The sequence below is a fragment of the Paenarthrobacter sp. NPDC090522 genome (assembly GCF_044769225.1).
Taxonomy (GTDB): domain Bacteria; phylum Actinomycetota; class Actinomycetes; order Actinomycetales; family Micrococcaceae; genus Arthrobacter.
In genome coordinates this window covers 113,849-129,294 of record NZ_JBIVXL010000004.1, presented here as the reverse complement: position 1 = coordinate 129,294, position 15,446 = coordinate 113,849, and the positions used below count along the sequence as shown (strand labels likewise).

Here is a 15,446-nt window from a genome sequence, read left to right as displayed (position 1 = left end):
CGCTCAGGCGCAAGTGAGGTTCCCTTTGAGGACTTTGCCGGTCCACTGGTTGGAGGTGCCGGGGACCTTGTAGTAGCCGCGGATTTCGTAGGACCACGTGCCGATGACTTCGTAGCCGGAGGTGTAGGTCTTGCCGGCAGCCTTGCTGAGGTCACCGGTGAACTCAAGGTTTCCGGAGCGGTCGAAGATCTTGACTTCGTGGTAATTGGCGTTGGCCACCGCGCTGAAGGAATTCACTGTCACGGTTGCCCGGATGCCGAAGGTGCAGCTCATGGTGACGTTTGCACTGGCCGGGGCTGCGATGTTTGCTGCTGAGAACTGTGGAGCGGCCTGTTCGCTGTCCTTGAAGGATGCCAGAGCTGCGGTGGGTGCTGCGAGAAGTCCAATGACGACGACGGCGACGGCCATCAAGGTCCGGAGAAGGCGGTTGAACGTAAGCATCTGCAGTCTCCTTGTCCTGATGGCGGCCGGTCTCTTGGGTATTCTCGCCGGGGCTGATCGGGCTGGGGTAAAGAATCCGATCAGCCCCGGCGAAGCTCTTTGCGCAGCGCCTACTTGATGGTTTCGGTGCGTTGGGTGCCGGTGAAGGAGAAGGCGATGGTGGAGGTGGCGCCTTGGAAGGTGTTGTCCGCGGTGGTGGGGAACGCGGTGGTGACCTTGAGGTTGTCGGTCTTGGCCGAGGTCAGGGAGGTCAGGTTGCTCAGGACCTTGTTCGCGCCGATCACCGGGGCCGAGGCCAGCACGGTGGTCTTGGTCCCTGCGCAGGTGTACGGGGCAGCGGACCCGGTCCACGGCACGGAGCAGTTCTCGATGGTCAGCTGCAAACCATTGGTCGTGTCGGTGGTCAGCAAGGAAGAAGTGGCGCCGGCGGAGGTGGTCAGGGTGACGTTGTTCAGGTCCGAGTTGCCGGTGTTGGCCAGGGTGACGAGCTTTTCGACCTTGTCACCGGGCAGCAGGCCCGCGACCGGGACGTTCAGGGTGTTCGATGCCCCGGTGCCCAGGGCGATGGTCACGGTCCCGGCGGTCACGGCCTGGGAAGCGGAGGTGGAGGAAGTGAACGCACCATAGGTGCCCATCCCGGCGACGGCGGCAGCGGTGCCGACCAGAGCGACGGAGGCGAGGATCTTGCCGGAAGTGGTCTTGAGGCTGATGGCCATGTGAATCAGTGTCCTTTTCAAAGTGGCCACCGTTTCCCCGGACGGCCGTTTCCTTGTTTCCAGCCTTACTGGCTGACAAGAAATACTCTGACGGCCCCACCTCAAGAACCCATCCTGCAATCAATCAACAGTTCCTCAGGAAACCCTCAAGAGCTGACCTGGTAACGCACGGTGATACGGCCTTGCGCTTGCGTAGTGAATTAGGTCATAAAAGTATTACCAAAGTGGCTGCTTGGCGCAGCTGCCAGGGTTCCGCTCGTCCGAGTCGTTTGAATGGAGTAACCCATGACCGGTTTTTCTGAGGTGTTGAAGTCCCAGACCGCTTTGGCCCACGAGCAGGCAGAACAAACGGGCTTCGTTACAGAGCTTCTTGCAGGTCGCCTGGACGCCGAGCAGGTAGCAAGGCTGCTGCTGCAGAATCTGGTCATCTACCGGGCTCTCGAGTCGGCGCTGGCGAGCAACGGGGATCCCCGCCTTGCCGTTTTTTCGGACCCCGCGCTGCTTCGGGTCCATGCTTTGGAGAAGGACCTTGACGTCCATTTCGGCAGCGACTGGGAGGCAAGGCTCGACTCCGGATCACTGCATGTGACACCCGGGGCCGAAGCGTACGCTGCGGAACTCACATCCCTGGGTCCAGGGTCGGTGACCTACCTTCTGGCTCACCACTATGTGCGCTACCTGGGCGACCTCTCGGGAGGTCAGATCATTTCGTCATTGGTACGACGACACTACGGACTTGGACCGGAGGGCCTGAACTTCTACGCTTTCGAAGGCATCGACAAGATCAAGCCGTACAAGGACGCCTATCGTCATCACTTGGATTCGGCGCCCTTCAGCACTGAGGAGAAAGAAGAAATCGTTAGCCACGCCAAGAATGCTTTTGCCACCAACCAGCAAGTGTTCGTGGACCTCATGCAGGATTATCTGCGCTCCGGCCACGAATCGGACGCGCATACGGCGCTCTCCTGACGGCCCTGCGCCGGAGAGTGGCACGTACTTTGGGCGATCCACTCGCCGTTCCACTGAGCGGCAGCCCTAAACCGTGCCGAAGCTGCACGAATCACGGGAAGTTCCAGCACGATGGCGGGGAACGAACCAGCTTCGGCCAAGTTTTCGAGGTTGTGGCAGATGGCTTCCAGTTCCAAGGCACCCACCATGTTCGATGCCGTACCCAGGCTCAGGAGTGCCACGGTAAGCCCCTTGTCGTCGTGGTCCATGACGGAGTCCACGATCCGTTCAATGCGTTGGGGGAGCATCAGCACGAAGGCCGACAGGAACCGCTGGGCTTCCTCGGAAGAGGCAAGTTCGTCGGCCAGCAACTGCAAGCGTTTCAGGTCCAGAATGGGCGGTTCGGGATCGTGGCAGGCGCACGCGATTGACTCGCCGGGCACTACGACGGCGGCCGGTGGCAACGCCGCAGGGTTGTTGATGCTGGTCAGCGCGCTCATGAATTTGGCGTCCCTTCCCTGGATCTGTTCATGTTCTGGATGAGAGTGTGCGCGGCTTGGCTCAACTCCGGTGGTGGGAATGGCTCAAGAGTTCCTCAAAAACCTTGCCGGTCCCACCATGGCTGGCCATGGGTGATTGGTGTCGAGTGTCCGGACATCAGGGGCGCGGGCCGTTGCCAGGCTGCGGTGGTTCCTGCATCCAAGGCAACTGGGGGCCTGCGGGCGGTGGGCTGGCAGGCGACTGGCCTGCGGGGAGCTGGGCATACACGGCAGGCTTCCGCTGTTTTCGCATGTTCACGAACAGGAGGGCGGCCATCGCCAGAACAGCGAGAATCAGTACTGCGATGGTGGCGATGATCCATACAGGAATGCCCTGCCCGCCCTGGGTATTGCTCGCCGGCACATCCGCGACGGCTGCCGGCGTCGGACTCTTGGACGCCGCCTCTGCCAGCTTGACGCCATTGGACGTCAGGAAATCCCGAAGGGTTTGCGTGTCGGTGATGTAATTGGCCTGACCTGCCCCTTGGTAGACGTAGGCGGAGTTGATGCCGATGACTTCACCGGCTTCGTTTACTGAGGGGCCGCCGGACATTCCTGGTGTGATGTCTGTATCAATCTCCGTGCGGGGCACGCCTTGGGTCGAGTAGCTTCGCGAGCTCACGGCTCCCGAGCGGTAGGACGGCTTCTGCCGTTCGACATCGGAGGTAGAGCCAACCAGGTCAGGGAAGCCTATGGACGTGACCTTGTCACGGACCTTGGGAGCTTCGCTGCCCAGCGCCAGTGCCGGGGTGTCCTTCATATCCGCTATGCGGAGCAGGGCGTTGTCGCCTTTTTCGAAACCTTGCTTGGCTATGAGCTGGGCCGTGATGGCCGTCTTGCCGCTCAGGACGCCGCCGTCGATGCCGGAGGGCTGGTCAATCTTGATCTGAGGGTCGGCCAGCGACAAGGGCCAGTCAACGTTTTCCGGCTTGACGCCCGTGAGGCTCTGCTCATCGATGACCTTCGCGTAGATGCTGGTGTACAGGGCGTCATCCGCGTCCACACAATGGCCGGCAGTGGCGACGTGCCCTGTGCTGCTGACGAACCAACCGGTACAAAGCGTCACCAAAGTAGTCTTGAAGGTCTCCGTGGTTCCATCTTTAAAGGGGACTTGAACGGTTGCGGACCACGCAGTGTCCACCCACACGATGGACTTGTCGATGGTGTCCGAATTGACGTCGGCCCAGGCGGAAGTGGACCCCAAGAGCGGTGCGGTCAGAGCCGAGGCGATGGCGAAGGTTACTGTGCCTTTCTTCCCCGGTTTCCAGGACGAGCTTGATAATTTCATGGCGGCTTCCTGATGCTCAAAATGCTCTGAATAATGGCGCACCCCAGCCTGTATGTGGAGTGTAGATGAACTGAAAGGGATGAAACATGCCTTGGAGGTACTCGACTTTTCGCCAGGCCGCTACTTGCCGGGTGGACTCCGGGTACTCGGGTTTCTTGGGCAGACCCCCTCCCGGCTCTGGGTACCGGGAGGGGGCCCTGTCGGCCGCCCGTAGTCTGGGATCCACGAACGGCCGGTCCTGGGGCCGTCTCTAGTCAGCGCTGCTCATTCGGGCAACCTGATGAGGCGGGAACTTGTGCTGATGGCGTTGACGGCGGAGGCGAAGATCGGGCCCATTTCCGCGCCCGTTGCTGCGCAGAAGAAGAAGTCACCGTCCGCGTTTTCGGTGGCCCTCAACGCAGTGGTGGAGCAGTCATTGGATGCCGCGCTGGGGACACCGGCTGTCTTGGGTGAGGCGGCCGCGGCGAGCACATCCCGAACGAACGATCCTCCGCTGGTGCACCGGGCCGAGTTGGCGTCACCAAAGGCAACGGTGATGATCAGCAGGCCTTGAGCCTTGGCATTGGTTGCGACGTCCTTGAGGTTTTGGCACGCTGTGGCACCGTTCGTCGTGCCAAGATCGCCGCTGTTGCTCAACGCTGTGGTTCCGCCGGTGATGTTCTGCTCGTTCGGCTCGCCGTCGGTTTCCAGGATGATGGCCTTCTTGGCAGGGGTTGACCTGACCGGGAGCGAACCGAGGTTGTTGGGTGTCAGCCCGAGCGCGTACCTGGCTGCCGACTTCAGCGGTGATGCGAGATAGGTGCCGGTACTGGAGGCGCCCAAGCAGTTCAGGCCACTGACCAGCGTGCTGCTGTTGTTCAGTGGTGGGGTTCCGCCTGGTATTGCGGGGTTGGTGGTGTAGTTGTTGGAGAACGGCACTGGAAGCCATGGTCCCGTGGTCTGCGATGTTGATGGGGTGGTGATGCAACTGCCCGGGCTGGTGCTGCTTCGGCCGATGGTGCCCAGGGCAACGTATTGCTGTTCCTTGGTCATGGTTTGCAGGGTGCTCTTGATCCCGGCGACCATGGCGTTACGGTCCGCAGTGTCCATACTGCCGGTACGGTCCGCGACCATCACGATGTCCATGGGGTTCGGTATCTGCGATCCGCATGACCCTTTGCAGGCAGTGGAGGACAGTGCACCGGTGTTCCCTGTGTTGACCCCGATGACGGGTGCAAACGCGAAGGGAACATCTTTCGCTGCTGTCACGATGATGGTGTTGCACGTCTTGGTTCCGCCCGGAACGCACGGGATGGAGCACAGTGTCTCGTTGCATTTCGCGCCGGCAGTGGTGCCGGGATCGCACACATTGGGTACCTGGCCGGCCGCCACGGTTTTGGATGCACCCGTGGAAGCGACCAGGCACCGGAAGGTAATGACGGGGTTGGCCTCCGGGTCGTTGGTTTTCGCGTAGGCGACTGCAGCGCTCTGCGCCGTTGTGGGGTCATTCGGCAAGGATCCCGCCCCTGCCAGGGCTGCAGCGTCCAAAGCGTTGCTGAGGTCCTGGCGTTCGTAGGCGAGCTTGCCGAAATCCAGGGCCAAGGCCAGTGCGGCGAACAGCAACGGCACCATGAGCGCGAAGATGACGACTGAGGCACCCCGCTCGTCACTATTTTTCCGCCCAGCGGAGGTGGCTGTCCGGGACTGGCGTCCTGAGGTCTTTAGGCGGCGCATGTTCCACCGGTCCAGTTTTTGGCTCCTGAGGTCACGGTTGCCGTGCCTTCCATTTTCATGACGTATTTCGTGTCGAAGTAGCCGTCGAGCATCCAGCTGAAGAACCCGCTGACGGAACGTTGCGGGTAGCGCAGACAGACTACGAGCTTCCCTGGCGTGCCGCCGGTAGTGTCGACGACGAACTTGGATTGGAGCTTCGTGGCATCGAGGTTGCCTTTGGAACCGGTCACGGAGGCGATGACGTCGCCGTTGGTGACACCCTGCCGAGCGCCTTCCCGGGCTGCGGCCTGAAGGCTGATGTTTTCGCTGTAGGCGACTCCGAAGTCGATGACCCCGAGCAGCATGGACAGCAGCAGAGGGACGATGAGGGCGAACTCGACAACGGAGGCTCCGCGTTGCCGGTCGCCCTGTGTCCCGGGACGCGTCTTGACTGACCTTGACATGGTTTCCTCCCCGCTTCACTTACCAGCGAATGTGGCAATGGCGTTGATGATGGCCGGGCCCAAGATGATGATGAACAGTGGCGGGAAGATGAACAGGATCAGCGGGAAGATCACCGCGACGGGGAGCTTCATGGCTTTTTCTTCGGCCCGCAGTTTCCGCTTGATGCGCATCTGTTCGGCTTGGGGTTTCAGGATCCGGGCGATGGCCAGGCCCTGGATGTCGGCCTGGATGACGGCGCCGACGAAGCTGCGCAGGTCAGGGACCGTGGACCGGTCGGCCAGGGCCCGGTACGCCTCCCTCCGGGACCGTCCGGCCTGGATGTCCTGGAGGGTGCGGACGAGCTCCTCAGCCAAGGGACCGGTTCCGCTGCCGCCCACGCGGGCGACCGCGGCCTCGAACCCGAGGCCGGCTTCGACGGAAATCAGCAGCTGGTCCAGCACGTTGGGCAGGTCTTTCTCGATACGCTGCTGCCGTTTGATGCCGTTGTTGTAGACCAGCAGGTCGGGCAGGACATAGCCCGCGGCAGCGAGGACCACGGCCAGGAACACCCCGGCGGCGGAGCGTCCCCCGCCCAGGACCAGGACCAACAGGCCTCCGGCTAATGCGGCGAGGGGCTTGATGGTGATCAGCCGCTCCAGCGGCATGGAAGCCGGCCGTCCGGCTTTAGCCAGGATCTGGTCGAGGCGTTGAACGTAGGCGTCGGGGGTCAGTTTGCGGGCCACCCGGGTCATCATGGAGGGGCCGGCGGAAGCATCGGTTCCCGTTCCCTGCCTCACGGACTGGAGCCGTGTACGGATCAACCGGCCGGAAGCACGGTCAACGGCGATCAGCGACCAAGCGAACCAGGACGCGGGCAGAACCACGGCGGCGATCATGAGCCAAACAAGTGCGGGCATGACTGGCACCTCCCTAGAATTCGATCTTGACCATGCGGCTGATCCAGAACGACCCGATGGCCATCATGATCACGCCGACAGCAATGAAGATCCAGCCGAGCAACGACTGGAAAAGCGTGGCCATGTATCCGGGATTGACCACGTTGATGAGGATGGCAACGACGAACGGCAGACCGATGAGGATGAAGGCGGAGAATTTGCCTTCTGCTGCCAGGGCACGGACCTGGCCTTTGATCTGGGACCGTTCCCTGACCGTTTCGGCCGCGTGGTCCAGGACACCCGCGAGGTCGCCACCGACTTCCCGGTTGATCTCGATCGCCTGGCTCAGCCATTCGAAGTCCTCGCACTGCATCCGGCGCCCTACCTCGGCCATGGCGTCGGAGACCGGGCGTCCGACGCGGTTCTCATTGACGATGCGGGAGAGTTCTTCGGACATTGGTGCCGGCATTTCAAGGCTGGCGGTGTGCATGGACGAGGTGATGCTGTGCCCGGATCGCAGGCTGCCGGAGATGGCCCGGAGCATGTCGGTGAGCTGGTCCCCGAACTTCCGGCGCCGCTTCCCGGCCCCGACGGTGACGAGCATCCAGGCCACCAATGGCGAGATGACAGCGAAGAGGATGCACAAGAGCAGCCCACCGACGGCGAAGCCGGCGACTCCCAAGACCAGGCTGCCTGCCAGGATGAGCACGATGAATTCCGAGGCCTTCAGGGCCAGGCCGGCTTCCTGGAGGGCTGTGGCGCCGAAGACCCCGCCCTTCCCGGGCCCGACGCCGCGTTCGACGGCGGCGACCGTGGCGTCTGCCACCCGGGTGACCATGGAGGGGCCGGTCTCGACCGGCGCGGCCTGCCGTCGTCGGGCGACGGCGATGTCCTGGTAGCGGGGGCGGAGCGCCACGAACAACAACAGGGACAGGGCCACGAGGAGCGCACCGACTCCGGCGGGCAGTGTGAGGTCCTGCACCAAAATCACCGCCCCATCTGTCGTTGCGGCGTGAACGCTTCGGCGGGCAGGTAGATCCCCATGCCGGCCAGTTTCTCCACGAACCGTGGGCGGACTCCGGTGGCGACGGTCTTGCCGATGAACCGTCCCTCCGCGTTCACGCCAGCGGCGAAATCGAACGAGAACGCGTCCTGCAACGTGACGACCTCCCCTTCCATCCCGAGGACCTCGGTGATGTGCGTGACACGGCGGGCGCCGTCCCTGAGCCTGCTCAACTGCACGATCAGGTGCACGGCCGAGGCGATCTGTTCCCGGATGGCCCGCAGGGGCAGTTCCATGCCGGCCATCAGCACGAGCGTTTCCATGCGGGCGATCGCGTCCCTGGGGGAGTTGGAGTGCACCGTGGAAATGGACCCGTCGTGGCCGGTATTCATGGCCTGCAGCATGTCCAGGGCCTCCCCGCTGCGGACTTCGCCGACGACGATCCGGTCTGGTCGCATGCGCAGGGAGTTCCTCACTAGGTCCCGGATGGTGATCGCTCCGCGGCCCTCAATGTTCGCCGGGCGGCTTTCCAACCGGACGACGTGGTCTTGCTGGAGTTGCAGTTCCACGGCGTCTTCAATGGTGACGATGCGTTCCTCTTCGGGGATGAAGGAGGAGAGCACGTTCAGCAGCGTGGTCTTTCCGGTGCCGGTTCCGCCGGAGACGATGATGTTGAGGCGGGCTTTGACGCACGCGTCCAGAACCTGGGCCATGGCCGGGGAGATCGAGTCAAACTTGATCAGGTCCTCCACGGTCAGCGGAACAGCGGAGAATTTCCGGATAGTCAGCGAGGGCCCATCCACCGCCAAAGGTGGGATGACGGCGTTGACGCGGGAGCCGTCCTCCAACCGGGCATCGACCAAGGGCGAGGACTCGTCGATCCTCCGCCCGATCCGGGAGACGATCCGTTCGATGACCCGACGCAGGTGGGCGTCAGAGCTGAACGTCGTTCCGGTCGGGTGCAGCCTGCCGGCGCGTTCGACGTAAATGCTCTGGGCGCCGTTGACCATGATTTCGGTGACCAGGGGATCGTCGAGGAGTTTCTGCAACGGGCCCAGTCCCAGGACTTCGTCGACGATTTCGCGGATCAGGCGGCGCCGTTCCTCCGGTGTCAGGGGTACCTGTTCGTCGTCGATGAATTCGCTCAAGGCTTCACGGACCATACGCCGGACATCCCCTTCATCGAGCCCTGAGTCGGTGATGCGGCTGCCCAGGCGGCTGGTCAACTCGTCCGCAGCGCGTTTCTTGATACCGGCCAAGGCGTCCGTTGATGGTTTGACCGACGCCCGTGCCAGTTGTTCCAGGAGTCCCGGTTCGGCAGAAATACCTGACGCTGTCGAGAGCGGTGCTGGCTGAGGCTGGGTTCCGATCGTTTCCGATGCCGTTGAGGCGGTGGCAGCTTCCAGACGTGCGATGAGGCTCATGAGACGGCCACCCTTCGGCGTGAAGACCGTGCCGTGGGAGCAGTTGTTCCGGCGGCGAGTTTGGCCACGAGCGATCCGAGGCCCTTGGCGACGGGGTCGCGGCGGCCGGCTTGGAGCATCGGCACGCCGGCGTTGGTGGAGAACGGCACGGCGCGGGAATGCGGCAGCACCACTTCCACGGGCAGCCCTACGGTAGCCTCGACGTCCTTGACGGTGAGGCCGCTGCGTTTGTCCGCGAAGTTCAGCACCACCGTGCTCGATGGCGGCAATAGGTCCAGTTGGCGCAGGACCTCAAGTCCGTGATTGAGGCCTCGGATGGAGGGGATGTCCATCCCGCACACCCAAACGGCATCGGTTGCCATTTCCAGGACGGCCAGCACCACGTCCCCCAGGCCCGGCGAGGTGTCCAGGACCACGTACGGGAATTCGAGGGAGAGCTGATGAACCAGCGCAGCCACGTGGGCCGGTTGGATGAGGTCGGCCTCAGCCGGTCGCAGTGGCGCGCACAGGGCGTATAGTCCGCTGGGGTGCGGGGCCAGGAAGGCCTTGAGCACCATGGCGTCCGTGGCCGCGGATCCTTGTACAGCATCGGTGATGGTGTGGGCCGGTGCCAGTCCCAGGCCGGAGGCGACATCGCCGAACTGCAGATCCAGATCGACGATCACGGCGCCCATCGGGGCGGTACGGGCCAGTCCGACGGCGAGATTCGTGGACACCGTGGTCTTTCCGACCCCGCCCTTGGGTGACATGACCGAGACCACCCGGCCGCGCGGAGTGGCCTCCTGGGCCAGGGGCTGCGCAGCTTGCCTGCGGCCAGCCGCAGTCCGGGCCGCCCGTTCCAGGGCCTGGGCGAGGTCGTGCGCATCAAGCTCCGGGTCGATGATGTCGCGGATGCCCGAGCGGAGCGCGGCCAACGTTACATCGTTGCCAGGTGCTGCTGCGAGAACGACAACGATCTCCGGGTGGTCCACGTCGACGGTTGAGGCCAGGGCGAACCAATGCTCGGCGTTGATGTCCGGGCCGATGACCACGACGTCGATGGGCCCGCCGACGTTCCGACTCAAAACGTCGGCGGGAGCTTGGTGGGCTGCCATCCCGGGAAGGACCTGCAGTTCGTGGCCGGCGGTCAGGGACAGGGCCAGGCGTTGTTCAAACCCGGTGGCATCCGTGAGGGCTAGGAACCGGCTCATTGGAAGATCCCGGAGGTGCTGACCGGCGTCTTGGGGCTCTCCGGCGTCGTGGCCGACTGCTTGGTCAGCCAAATGTTTCCGACCCGGGCGCTCAGGATCACCTTGGCCGCGTCGGTGGAATTCCGTGCCAGGGTGACGAACGAGGCACCGCTGGGTACGGCTGAGGTGCCTTCCTGCGCGGTCCCTGTGCTGGCCGGGGCCTGCTGGATGGCGGTGACCAGGACCTTGTCGAAGACCAACTGGGTGCTGGCGACCTGGGCATTGTTCGGGTCCGTTTGAGTGACGAACAACCCGACCAGGTCACCGGCGCGGATGGTGCCACCGACGACGCTCTCCGGCGGCAACAGCACGGTTACTTCCTGCATGCCGTCGGGCACGGGAACGGCGCCGGGCATGATCCGCTCGGCAGGGTTGATAAGCCGGCTGCCGAGCAGCTGCTCGCCAGGTTCCAGTGCCACGGACGTGACCTGCCCGCTGGTCTTATCGAGAGCGGTCAAGGCCCCGTCAGCCTTCGCGGTGCTGGGGACGGACCGGATTTGAACGTAGGAACTGAGTTCCTGGACACTGGTGCCGGCCGGGACCGGCTTTTCGACGACAACGACGTCGACGGGATCCAGGGACGATTGCGCCCTGCGGTCCGCGTTGGAGACATAGTTCACCAGCAGCACGGTCCCGATGACAGCCAGGACCAGCGCGGCGATACCCCCTAATAAGCGCATTTTCATGATTGCTTCCTCACCTTTTGGTACACCTCAACACCGCGGAGGTTCACCCGGGGCCCAGACCCCTTGATGTGCTCCGTAAACGACGCTGCCGGCTGTCCTGGATGGGCGGACAGCCGGCAGAGTAGTGGCGGTAGCCAGAGTCTTCGGTTGTTTGATCTACTTCGGCTTGACCTGGTCGGCGATCTTGTCGAAGCTCAGGTCGAGGTTGGTACCGATGGCTGTGACGGCACCGATGATGACCACCGCGATGAGTGCGACCATGATGCCGTACTCAACGGCGGTGGCGCCCTTCTCGGAGGTGAAGCGTTCCTTGATGCCGGCGACGAAAGCAATCATGTTGACCATAAGCGAGTTCATGGTAAATCCTTCCCAGAATTTTTTATGTGAAATTGTGTTACATAGGTCCAGCAAATTATCGGAATTTGCTTCGAATTCCAAACTACCCCCGTTTTGCCTTTAGCGGTTCGGATTTCGATATGACAAGAATTGCTGGTTTGGGATGGATTCAACAATGCGTAGGCGTACTCGAATTTTTTTCCAGGGTCGGCTGCCAGGTACTCGATGCCGTGGAGGCGGGTACTCAGTTTTCGGCGCCAAAGCAGCGAGTGACTACTTGGAAAATTAAGGCCCCTTATGAGTTTGGGGGCGTCGTCGCCAGGTCCGGGGACGGTACTCAGGAGGTCAGTGCATGAAGAGGACAACGCCCAGTGCCGCAGCCACCATGGCTGGCCCATGAGCCGTTTCAGCAGGTTTTTCCGCGGATCTCAGCCGTAACATCAGCACCGTGAGCACCCCGCCCACCACGAATCCCAGGAGTCCGCCGTAGAGTACCTGCGGCCAACCCAAGTAGCCCAAGTACATTCCCAGCGGTGCAGCGAGCTTCACATCGCCCATTCCGAGGCTTCTCGGCGAAATAATTCCCAAAATGAGGTAGCCGGCGAACAGGATCGCCCCTCCTGCGAGGGCCCGGAGGAGCTCAGGCCATCCGGGGTCCACCAATGAAGACACCCCAAGGAGCAGCAAGCCGCCGCCAAGAAGGGCCAAAACGAGCCGGTTGGGGAGCAAGTGGAGGGTGAAATCAATGCGTGAAAGCTGCACGCCCAAAAGCGCCAAAAGAAGATAAGCCGGGAGTTCGAAAGAAAAGCCAAAACGCCACGCAAGCAAGCCGAACAGCAGTGCGGTGACGGCCGCCGTCGTGATCCGTACCCTTACGGAGGGGAGTCCGCCAAGCCGTGGCAGTGCGCGGGTAATCAGCAGCTCGCAGAGCGGGCTCAGGACCAGGCCGGCCAGGGCAAGCAGGAGTGCCAGGGCAAGTCCGTCGGTCATGTGCTCTCCTCCATTAACACAGTCGCCCCCAGGTGCGGTCACCCCATTTTGACCCGGACATACCGTTGAAGGTATTGTTTATAGTCGTTGTGCGTGTCCTATCTCGATGACACATGCCCACCAGGGGATCCAGTTGCAGGGTCAGTAACTCAGGTGGCATATCGAGACTCCTGGATGACTGGTCTATAGAGCCCTCACCTCTGCTCCGGTAGCGCATACATAGTAGGTGCACGTCTTATTGCGTGCCCTGAAACATGAACGCCAGAACAAGAACGAGGCCAAACCGTGCGTACGTACACCCCGAAGCCCGGCGATATCAACCGCCAGTGGCACGTCATTGACGCCACCGATGTTGTCCTTGGTCGTCTTGCCAGCCAGACCGCAACACTGCTGCGCGGAAAGCACAAGCCGACCTATGCATCCCACATGGACATGGGCGACTTCGTCATCATCATCAACGCTGAAAAGGTCGCCCTTACCGGTGCCAAGCTGGAGCAGAAGCGCGCATACCGCCACTCCGGTTACCCGGGCGGCCTGACCTCCGTCAACTACGCCGAACTGCTGGAGAAGAACCCGGTTCGCGCTGTTGAGAAGGCCATCAAGGGCATGCTCCCCAAGAACTCCCTCGCCGCTCAGCAGCTGGGCAAGCTCAAGGTCTACGCAGGCTCCGAGCACCCGCACGCTGCACAGCAGCCGAAGACTTTCGAAATCACCCAGGTCGCCCAGTAGTCCTGGCCACCAACTAACTTTTTATTCCAAGGAGAACCGTGGCTCAGAACGAAGAACTGACCGCCGAGGCCGTCGAGGCCGAGGAAAACCTCACCAGCTACACCTCTGAAAGCGCACCCGCCGAGGACGCGCCCAAGAAGGAGCGCCCGGCACTGACCGTTGCCGGCGCAGCTGTTGGCCGCCGTAAGGAAGCCGTTGCACGCGTTCGCGTTGTACCGGGCTCCGGCAAGTGGATCATCAACGGCCGCGAGCTGGCCAACTACTTCCCGAACAAGCTGCACCAGCAGGATGTCAACGAACCCTTCCGCGTTCTTGACCTCGAAGGCGCCTACGACGTCATCGCCCGTATCCACGGCGGTGGCCCCTCCGGCCAGGCTGGCGCACTGCGTCTCGGCATCGCTCGTTCGCTGAACGAGATCGACGTCGAGAACAACCGCCCCACCCTCAAGAAGGCTGGCTTCCTTACTCGTGACGCCCGCGTCATCGAGCGTAAGAAGGCCGGTCTCAAGAAGGCACGTAAGGCTCAGCAGTACTCCAAGCGCTAAACCGCGCTTCGCAGGAAGCCCGTCCCACTCCGGTGGGGCGGGCTTTCGGCGTTTAATCCATCGGTTGTGACGCTCCGGAACGTGCCGTGGCCGGTCGCTGTGCCGTCGTCGTCTAAACTTGAGCCGATGTCTAGATTATTTGGAACAGATGGCGTGCGCGGTCTCGCGAACGGATTGCTCACCGCCGAGCTGGCTATGCAGCTCGCCCAGGCCGCCGCCGTCGTACTCGGCCATGACCGCACAACAGACGGCAAGCGGCCCCGTGCCGTGGTAGCTCGGGACCCGAGGGCCAGCGGCGAATTCCTCGCCGCCGCCGTTGAAGCCGGGCTGTCCAGCTCCGGTGTGGACGTCTTCGACGCCGGTGTTCTGCCCACCCCGGCTGCGGCGTACCTGGTAGCCGACCTCGACGCCGATTTCGGCGTCATGCTCTCGGCCTCCCATAACCCGGCCCCGGACAACGGCATTAAGTTCTTCGCCCGCGGCGGCCAGAAGCTGCCGGACGACGTCGAGGACGCCATTGAAGCGCAGCTCGGCAAGGAGCCGCAGCGCCCGGTGGGCGGGGACGTGGGACGCATCCAGCGCTTCTCGGATGCCGAGGACCGCTACATTGTCCATCTGCTCGGTACCATCCCCAAGCGACTCGACGGCCTGAAGGTTGTCCTGGACTGCGCCCACGGGGCAGCGAGCGGTTGCTCTCCCCAGGTCTTCAAGGACGCCGGCGCCGACGTTGTGGTGATCGGCGCCGAACCGGACGGCCTCAACATCAACGACGGCGTTGGCTCCACGCACCTCGGCCCGTTGAAGGAAGCCGTGGTGGAATACGGCGCGGACCTCGGGATCGCCCACGACGGCGACGCTGACCGCTGCCTTGCCGTGGACCACGAAGGCAACGAAGTGGACGGCGACCAGATCATGGCGATCCTGGCGCTGGCCTTGGACAAGGCGGGCAAGCTCAAGGACAACGTCCTGGTGGCAACGGTCATGAGCAACCTCGGGCTCAAGCTCGCGCTCCGCGATGCCGGAATCACCATCCGTGAAACCGCCGTTGGCGACCGTTACGTGCTGGAAGAAATGCGCGACGGCGGCTACAACCTTGGTGGCGAACAGTCCGGACACGTGATCTTCTCCGATTACGCCACAACGGGCGACGGCGTACTCACCGGCCTGCAGCTCGCAGCCCAGGTAGCCCTCACGGGCCGCAGTTTGAAGGACCTGGCCACCGCGATGACCAAGCTCCCGCAGCTCATGATCAACGTCAAGGGAGTGGACAAGGCCCGCGCAGCCACCGACGAAGGCGTAGCTGCTGCCGTGGTTGCCGCGGAAGAGGAACTCGGCGAGACCGGCCGCGTCCTGTTGCGCCCGTCCGGCACGGAGGCTTTGGTGCGCGTCATGGTGGAGGCCGCCGACATGGAAACCGCTGAGCGTATCTGTAAGAGCCTCGCTGCCGTCGTGAAGGAACGCCTGAGCGTCACCAGCGACGTCGCTGTCTAGGACACCGTACTCAGCAAAAGGCGGCCCGCTCCGGTTTGGAGCGGGCCGC

The 15,446-nt window shown here is 62.9% G+C and carries 17 protein-coding genes; 4 read left to right on the top strand and 13 right to left on the bottom strand.

Annotation, left to right across the window (positions count from 1 at the left end):
* Positions 1-3: 3 nt before the first annotated feature.
* Positions 4-441 (bottom strand): hypothetical protein, encoded by a 438-nt coding sequence (locus ACIQT2_RS06180; protein WP_402944589.1) that lies wholly within the window; start codon positions 439-441, stop codon positions 4-6.
* 110 nt (positions 442-551) lie between these two features.
* Positions 552-1,157, bottom strand: coding sequence for a TasA family protein (locus tag ACIQT2_RS06175; protein WP_402944587.1), 606 nt, complete (start codon positions 1,155-1,157; stop codon positions 552-554).
* A 285-nt stretch (positions 1,158-1,442) separates the two neighbouring features.
* Here ACIQT2_RS06175 and ACIQT2_RS06170 point away from each other — a divergent pair, with 285 nt between their 5' ends.
* Entirely contained in the window at positions 1,443-2,126 is a 684-nt protein-coding gene (locus tag ACIQT2_RS06170) for a heme oxygenase (biliverdin-producing) (protein WP_400329162.1), read from the top strand.
* Here ACIQT2_RS06170 and ACIQT2_RS06165 read toward each other — a convergent pair.
* The 11 genes from ACIQT2_RS06165 to ACIQT2_RS06115 form a co-directional block, all read right to left on the bottom strand.
* Entirely contained in the window at positions 2,078-2,605 is a 528-nt protein-coding gene (locus tag ACIQT2_RS06165) for a hypothetical protein (RefSeq protein WP_402944585.1), read from the bottom strand. The genes ACIQT2_RS06170 and ACIQT2_RS06165 overlap by 49 nt on opposite strands.
* Positions 2,606-2,762: 157 nt before the next feature.
* Positions 2,763-3,932: a trypsin-like peptidase domain-containing protein gene (locus ACIQT2_RS06160; RefSeq protein ID WP_402944583.1), complete on the bottom strand. Its 1,170-nt coding sequence runs from the start codon at positions 3,930-3,932 to the stop codon at positions 2,763-2,765.
* Positions 3,933-4,196: 264 nt separating this feature from the next.
* Entirely contained in the window at positions 4,197-5,645 is a 1,449-nt protein-coding gene (locus ACIQT2_RS06155) for a pilus assembly protein TadG-related protein (protein WP_402944580.1), read from the bottom strand.
* Positions 5,633-6,088 carry a TadE/TadG family type IV pilus assembly protein gene (locus tag ACIQT2_RS06150; RefSeq protein WP_400329170.1) on the bottom strand — a complete coding sequence of 152 codons (456 nt, stop codon included), beginning with the start codon at positions 6,086-6,088 and terminating at the stop codon, positions 5,633-5,635. The genes ACIQT2_RS06155 and ACIQT2_RS06150 overlap by 13 nt, the downstream gene beginning before the upstream one ends.
* Positions 6,089-6,103: 15 nt before the next feature.
* Positions 6,104-6,985, bottom strand: a complete 882-nt coding sequence (locus ACIQT2_RS06145) for a type II secretion system F family protein (RefSeq protein ID WP_402944577.1) — start codon at positions 6,983-6,985, stop codon at positions 6,104-6,106.
* A 13-nt stretch (positions 6,986-6,998) separates the two neighbouring features.
* On the bottom strand, positions 6,999-7,946 hold the full coding sequence (locus ACIQT2_RS06140; protein WP_402944575.1) for a type II secretion system F family protein: 948 nt from the start codon (positions 7,944-7,946) through the stop codon (positions 6,999-7,001).
* A gap of 5 nt (positions 7,947-7,951) precedes the next feature.
* Complete coding sequence (locus ACIQT2_RS06135) at positions 7,952-9,391, bottom strand: CpaF family protein (RefSeq protein WP_402944573.1); 1,440 nt, start codon at positions 9,389-9,391, stop codon at positions 7,952-7,954.
* Positions 9,388-10,581: a CpaE family protein gene (locus ACIQT2_RS06130; protein WP_400329182.1), complete on the bottom strand. Its 1,194-nt coding sequence runs from the start codon at positions 10,579-10,581 to the stop codon at positions 9,388-9,390. The genes ACIQT2_RS06135 and ACIQT2_RS06130 overlap by 4 nt, the downstream gene beginning before the upstream one ends.
* Positions 10,578-11,306, bottom strand: a complete 729-nt coding sequence (gene cpaB / locus ACIQT2_RS06125; protein WP_402944571.1) for a Flp pilus assembly protein CpaB — start codon at positions 11,304-11,306, stop codon at positions 10,578-10,580. Before cpaB ends, ACIQT2_RS06130 begins: the two co-directional genes overlap by 4 nt.
* Before the next feature lie 156 nt (positions 11,307-11,462).
* The gene (locus ACIQT2_RS06120) at positions 11,463-11,663 is read right to left on the bottom strand and encodes a Flp family type IVb pilin (protein WP_400329189.1); all 201 of its coding nucleotides are present in this window, start codon (positions 11,661-11,663) and stop codon (positions 11,463-11,465) included.
* A 324-nt stretch (positions 11,664-11,987) separates the two neighbouring features.
* On the bottom strand, positions 11,988-12,632 hold the full coding sequence (locus ACIQT2_RS06115; protein WP_402944568.1) for a prepilin peptidase: 645 nt from the start codon (positions 12,630-12,632) through the stop codon (positions 11,988-11,990).
* A gap of 285 nt (positions 12,633-12,917) precedes the next feature.
* Here ACIQT2_RS06115 and rplM point away from each other — a divergent pair, with 285 nt between their 5' ends.
* The 3 genes from rplM to glmM all read left to right on the top strand — a co-directional run bounded on the left by rplM (position 12,918) and on the right by glmM (position 15,397).
* Positions 12,918-13,361, top strand: coding sequence for a 50S ribosomal protein L13 (gene rplM / locus ACIQT2_RS06110; RefSeq protein ID WP_347108042.1), 444 nt, complete (start codon positions 12,918-12,920; stop codon positions 13,359-13,361).
* Positions 13,362-13,399: 38 nt separating this feature from the next.
* A complete protein-coding gene (gene rpsI, locus ACIQT2_RS06105; protein ID WP_387435019.1) occupies positions 13,400-13,906 on the top strand; it encodes a 30S ribosomal protein S9 in 507 nt (168 codons plus the stop codon).
* A gap of 126 nt (positions 13,907-14,032) precedes the next feature.
* Positions 14,033-15,397, top strand: a complete 1,365-nt coding sequence (glmM, locus tag ACIQT2_RS06100; RefSeq protein ID WP_400329195.1) for a phosphoglucosamine mutase — start codon at positions 14,033-14,035, stop codon at positions 15,395-15,397.
* Positions 15,398-15,446: the final 49 nt, after the last annotated feature.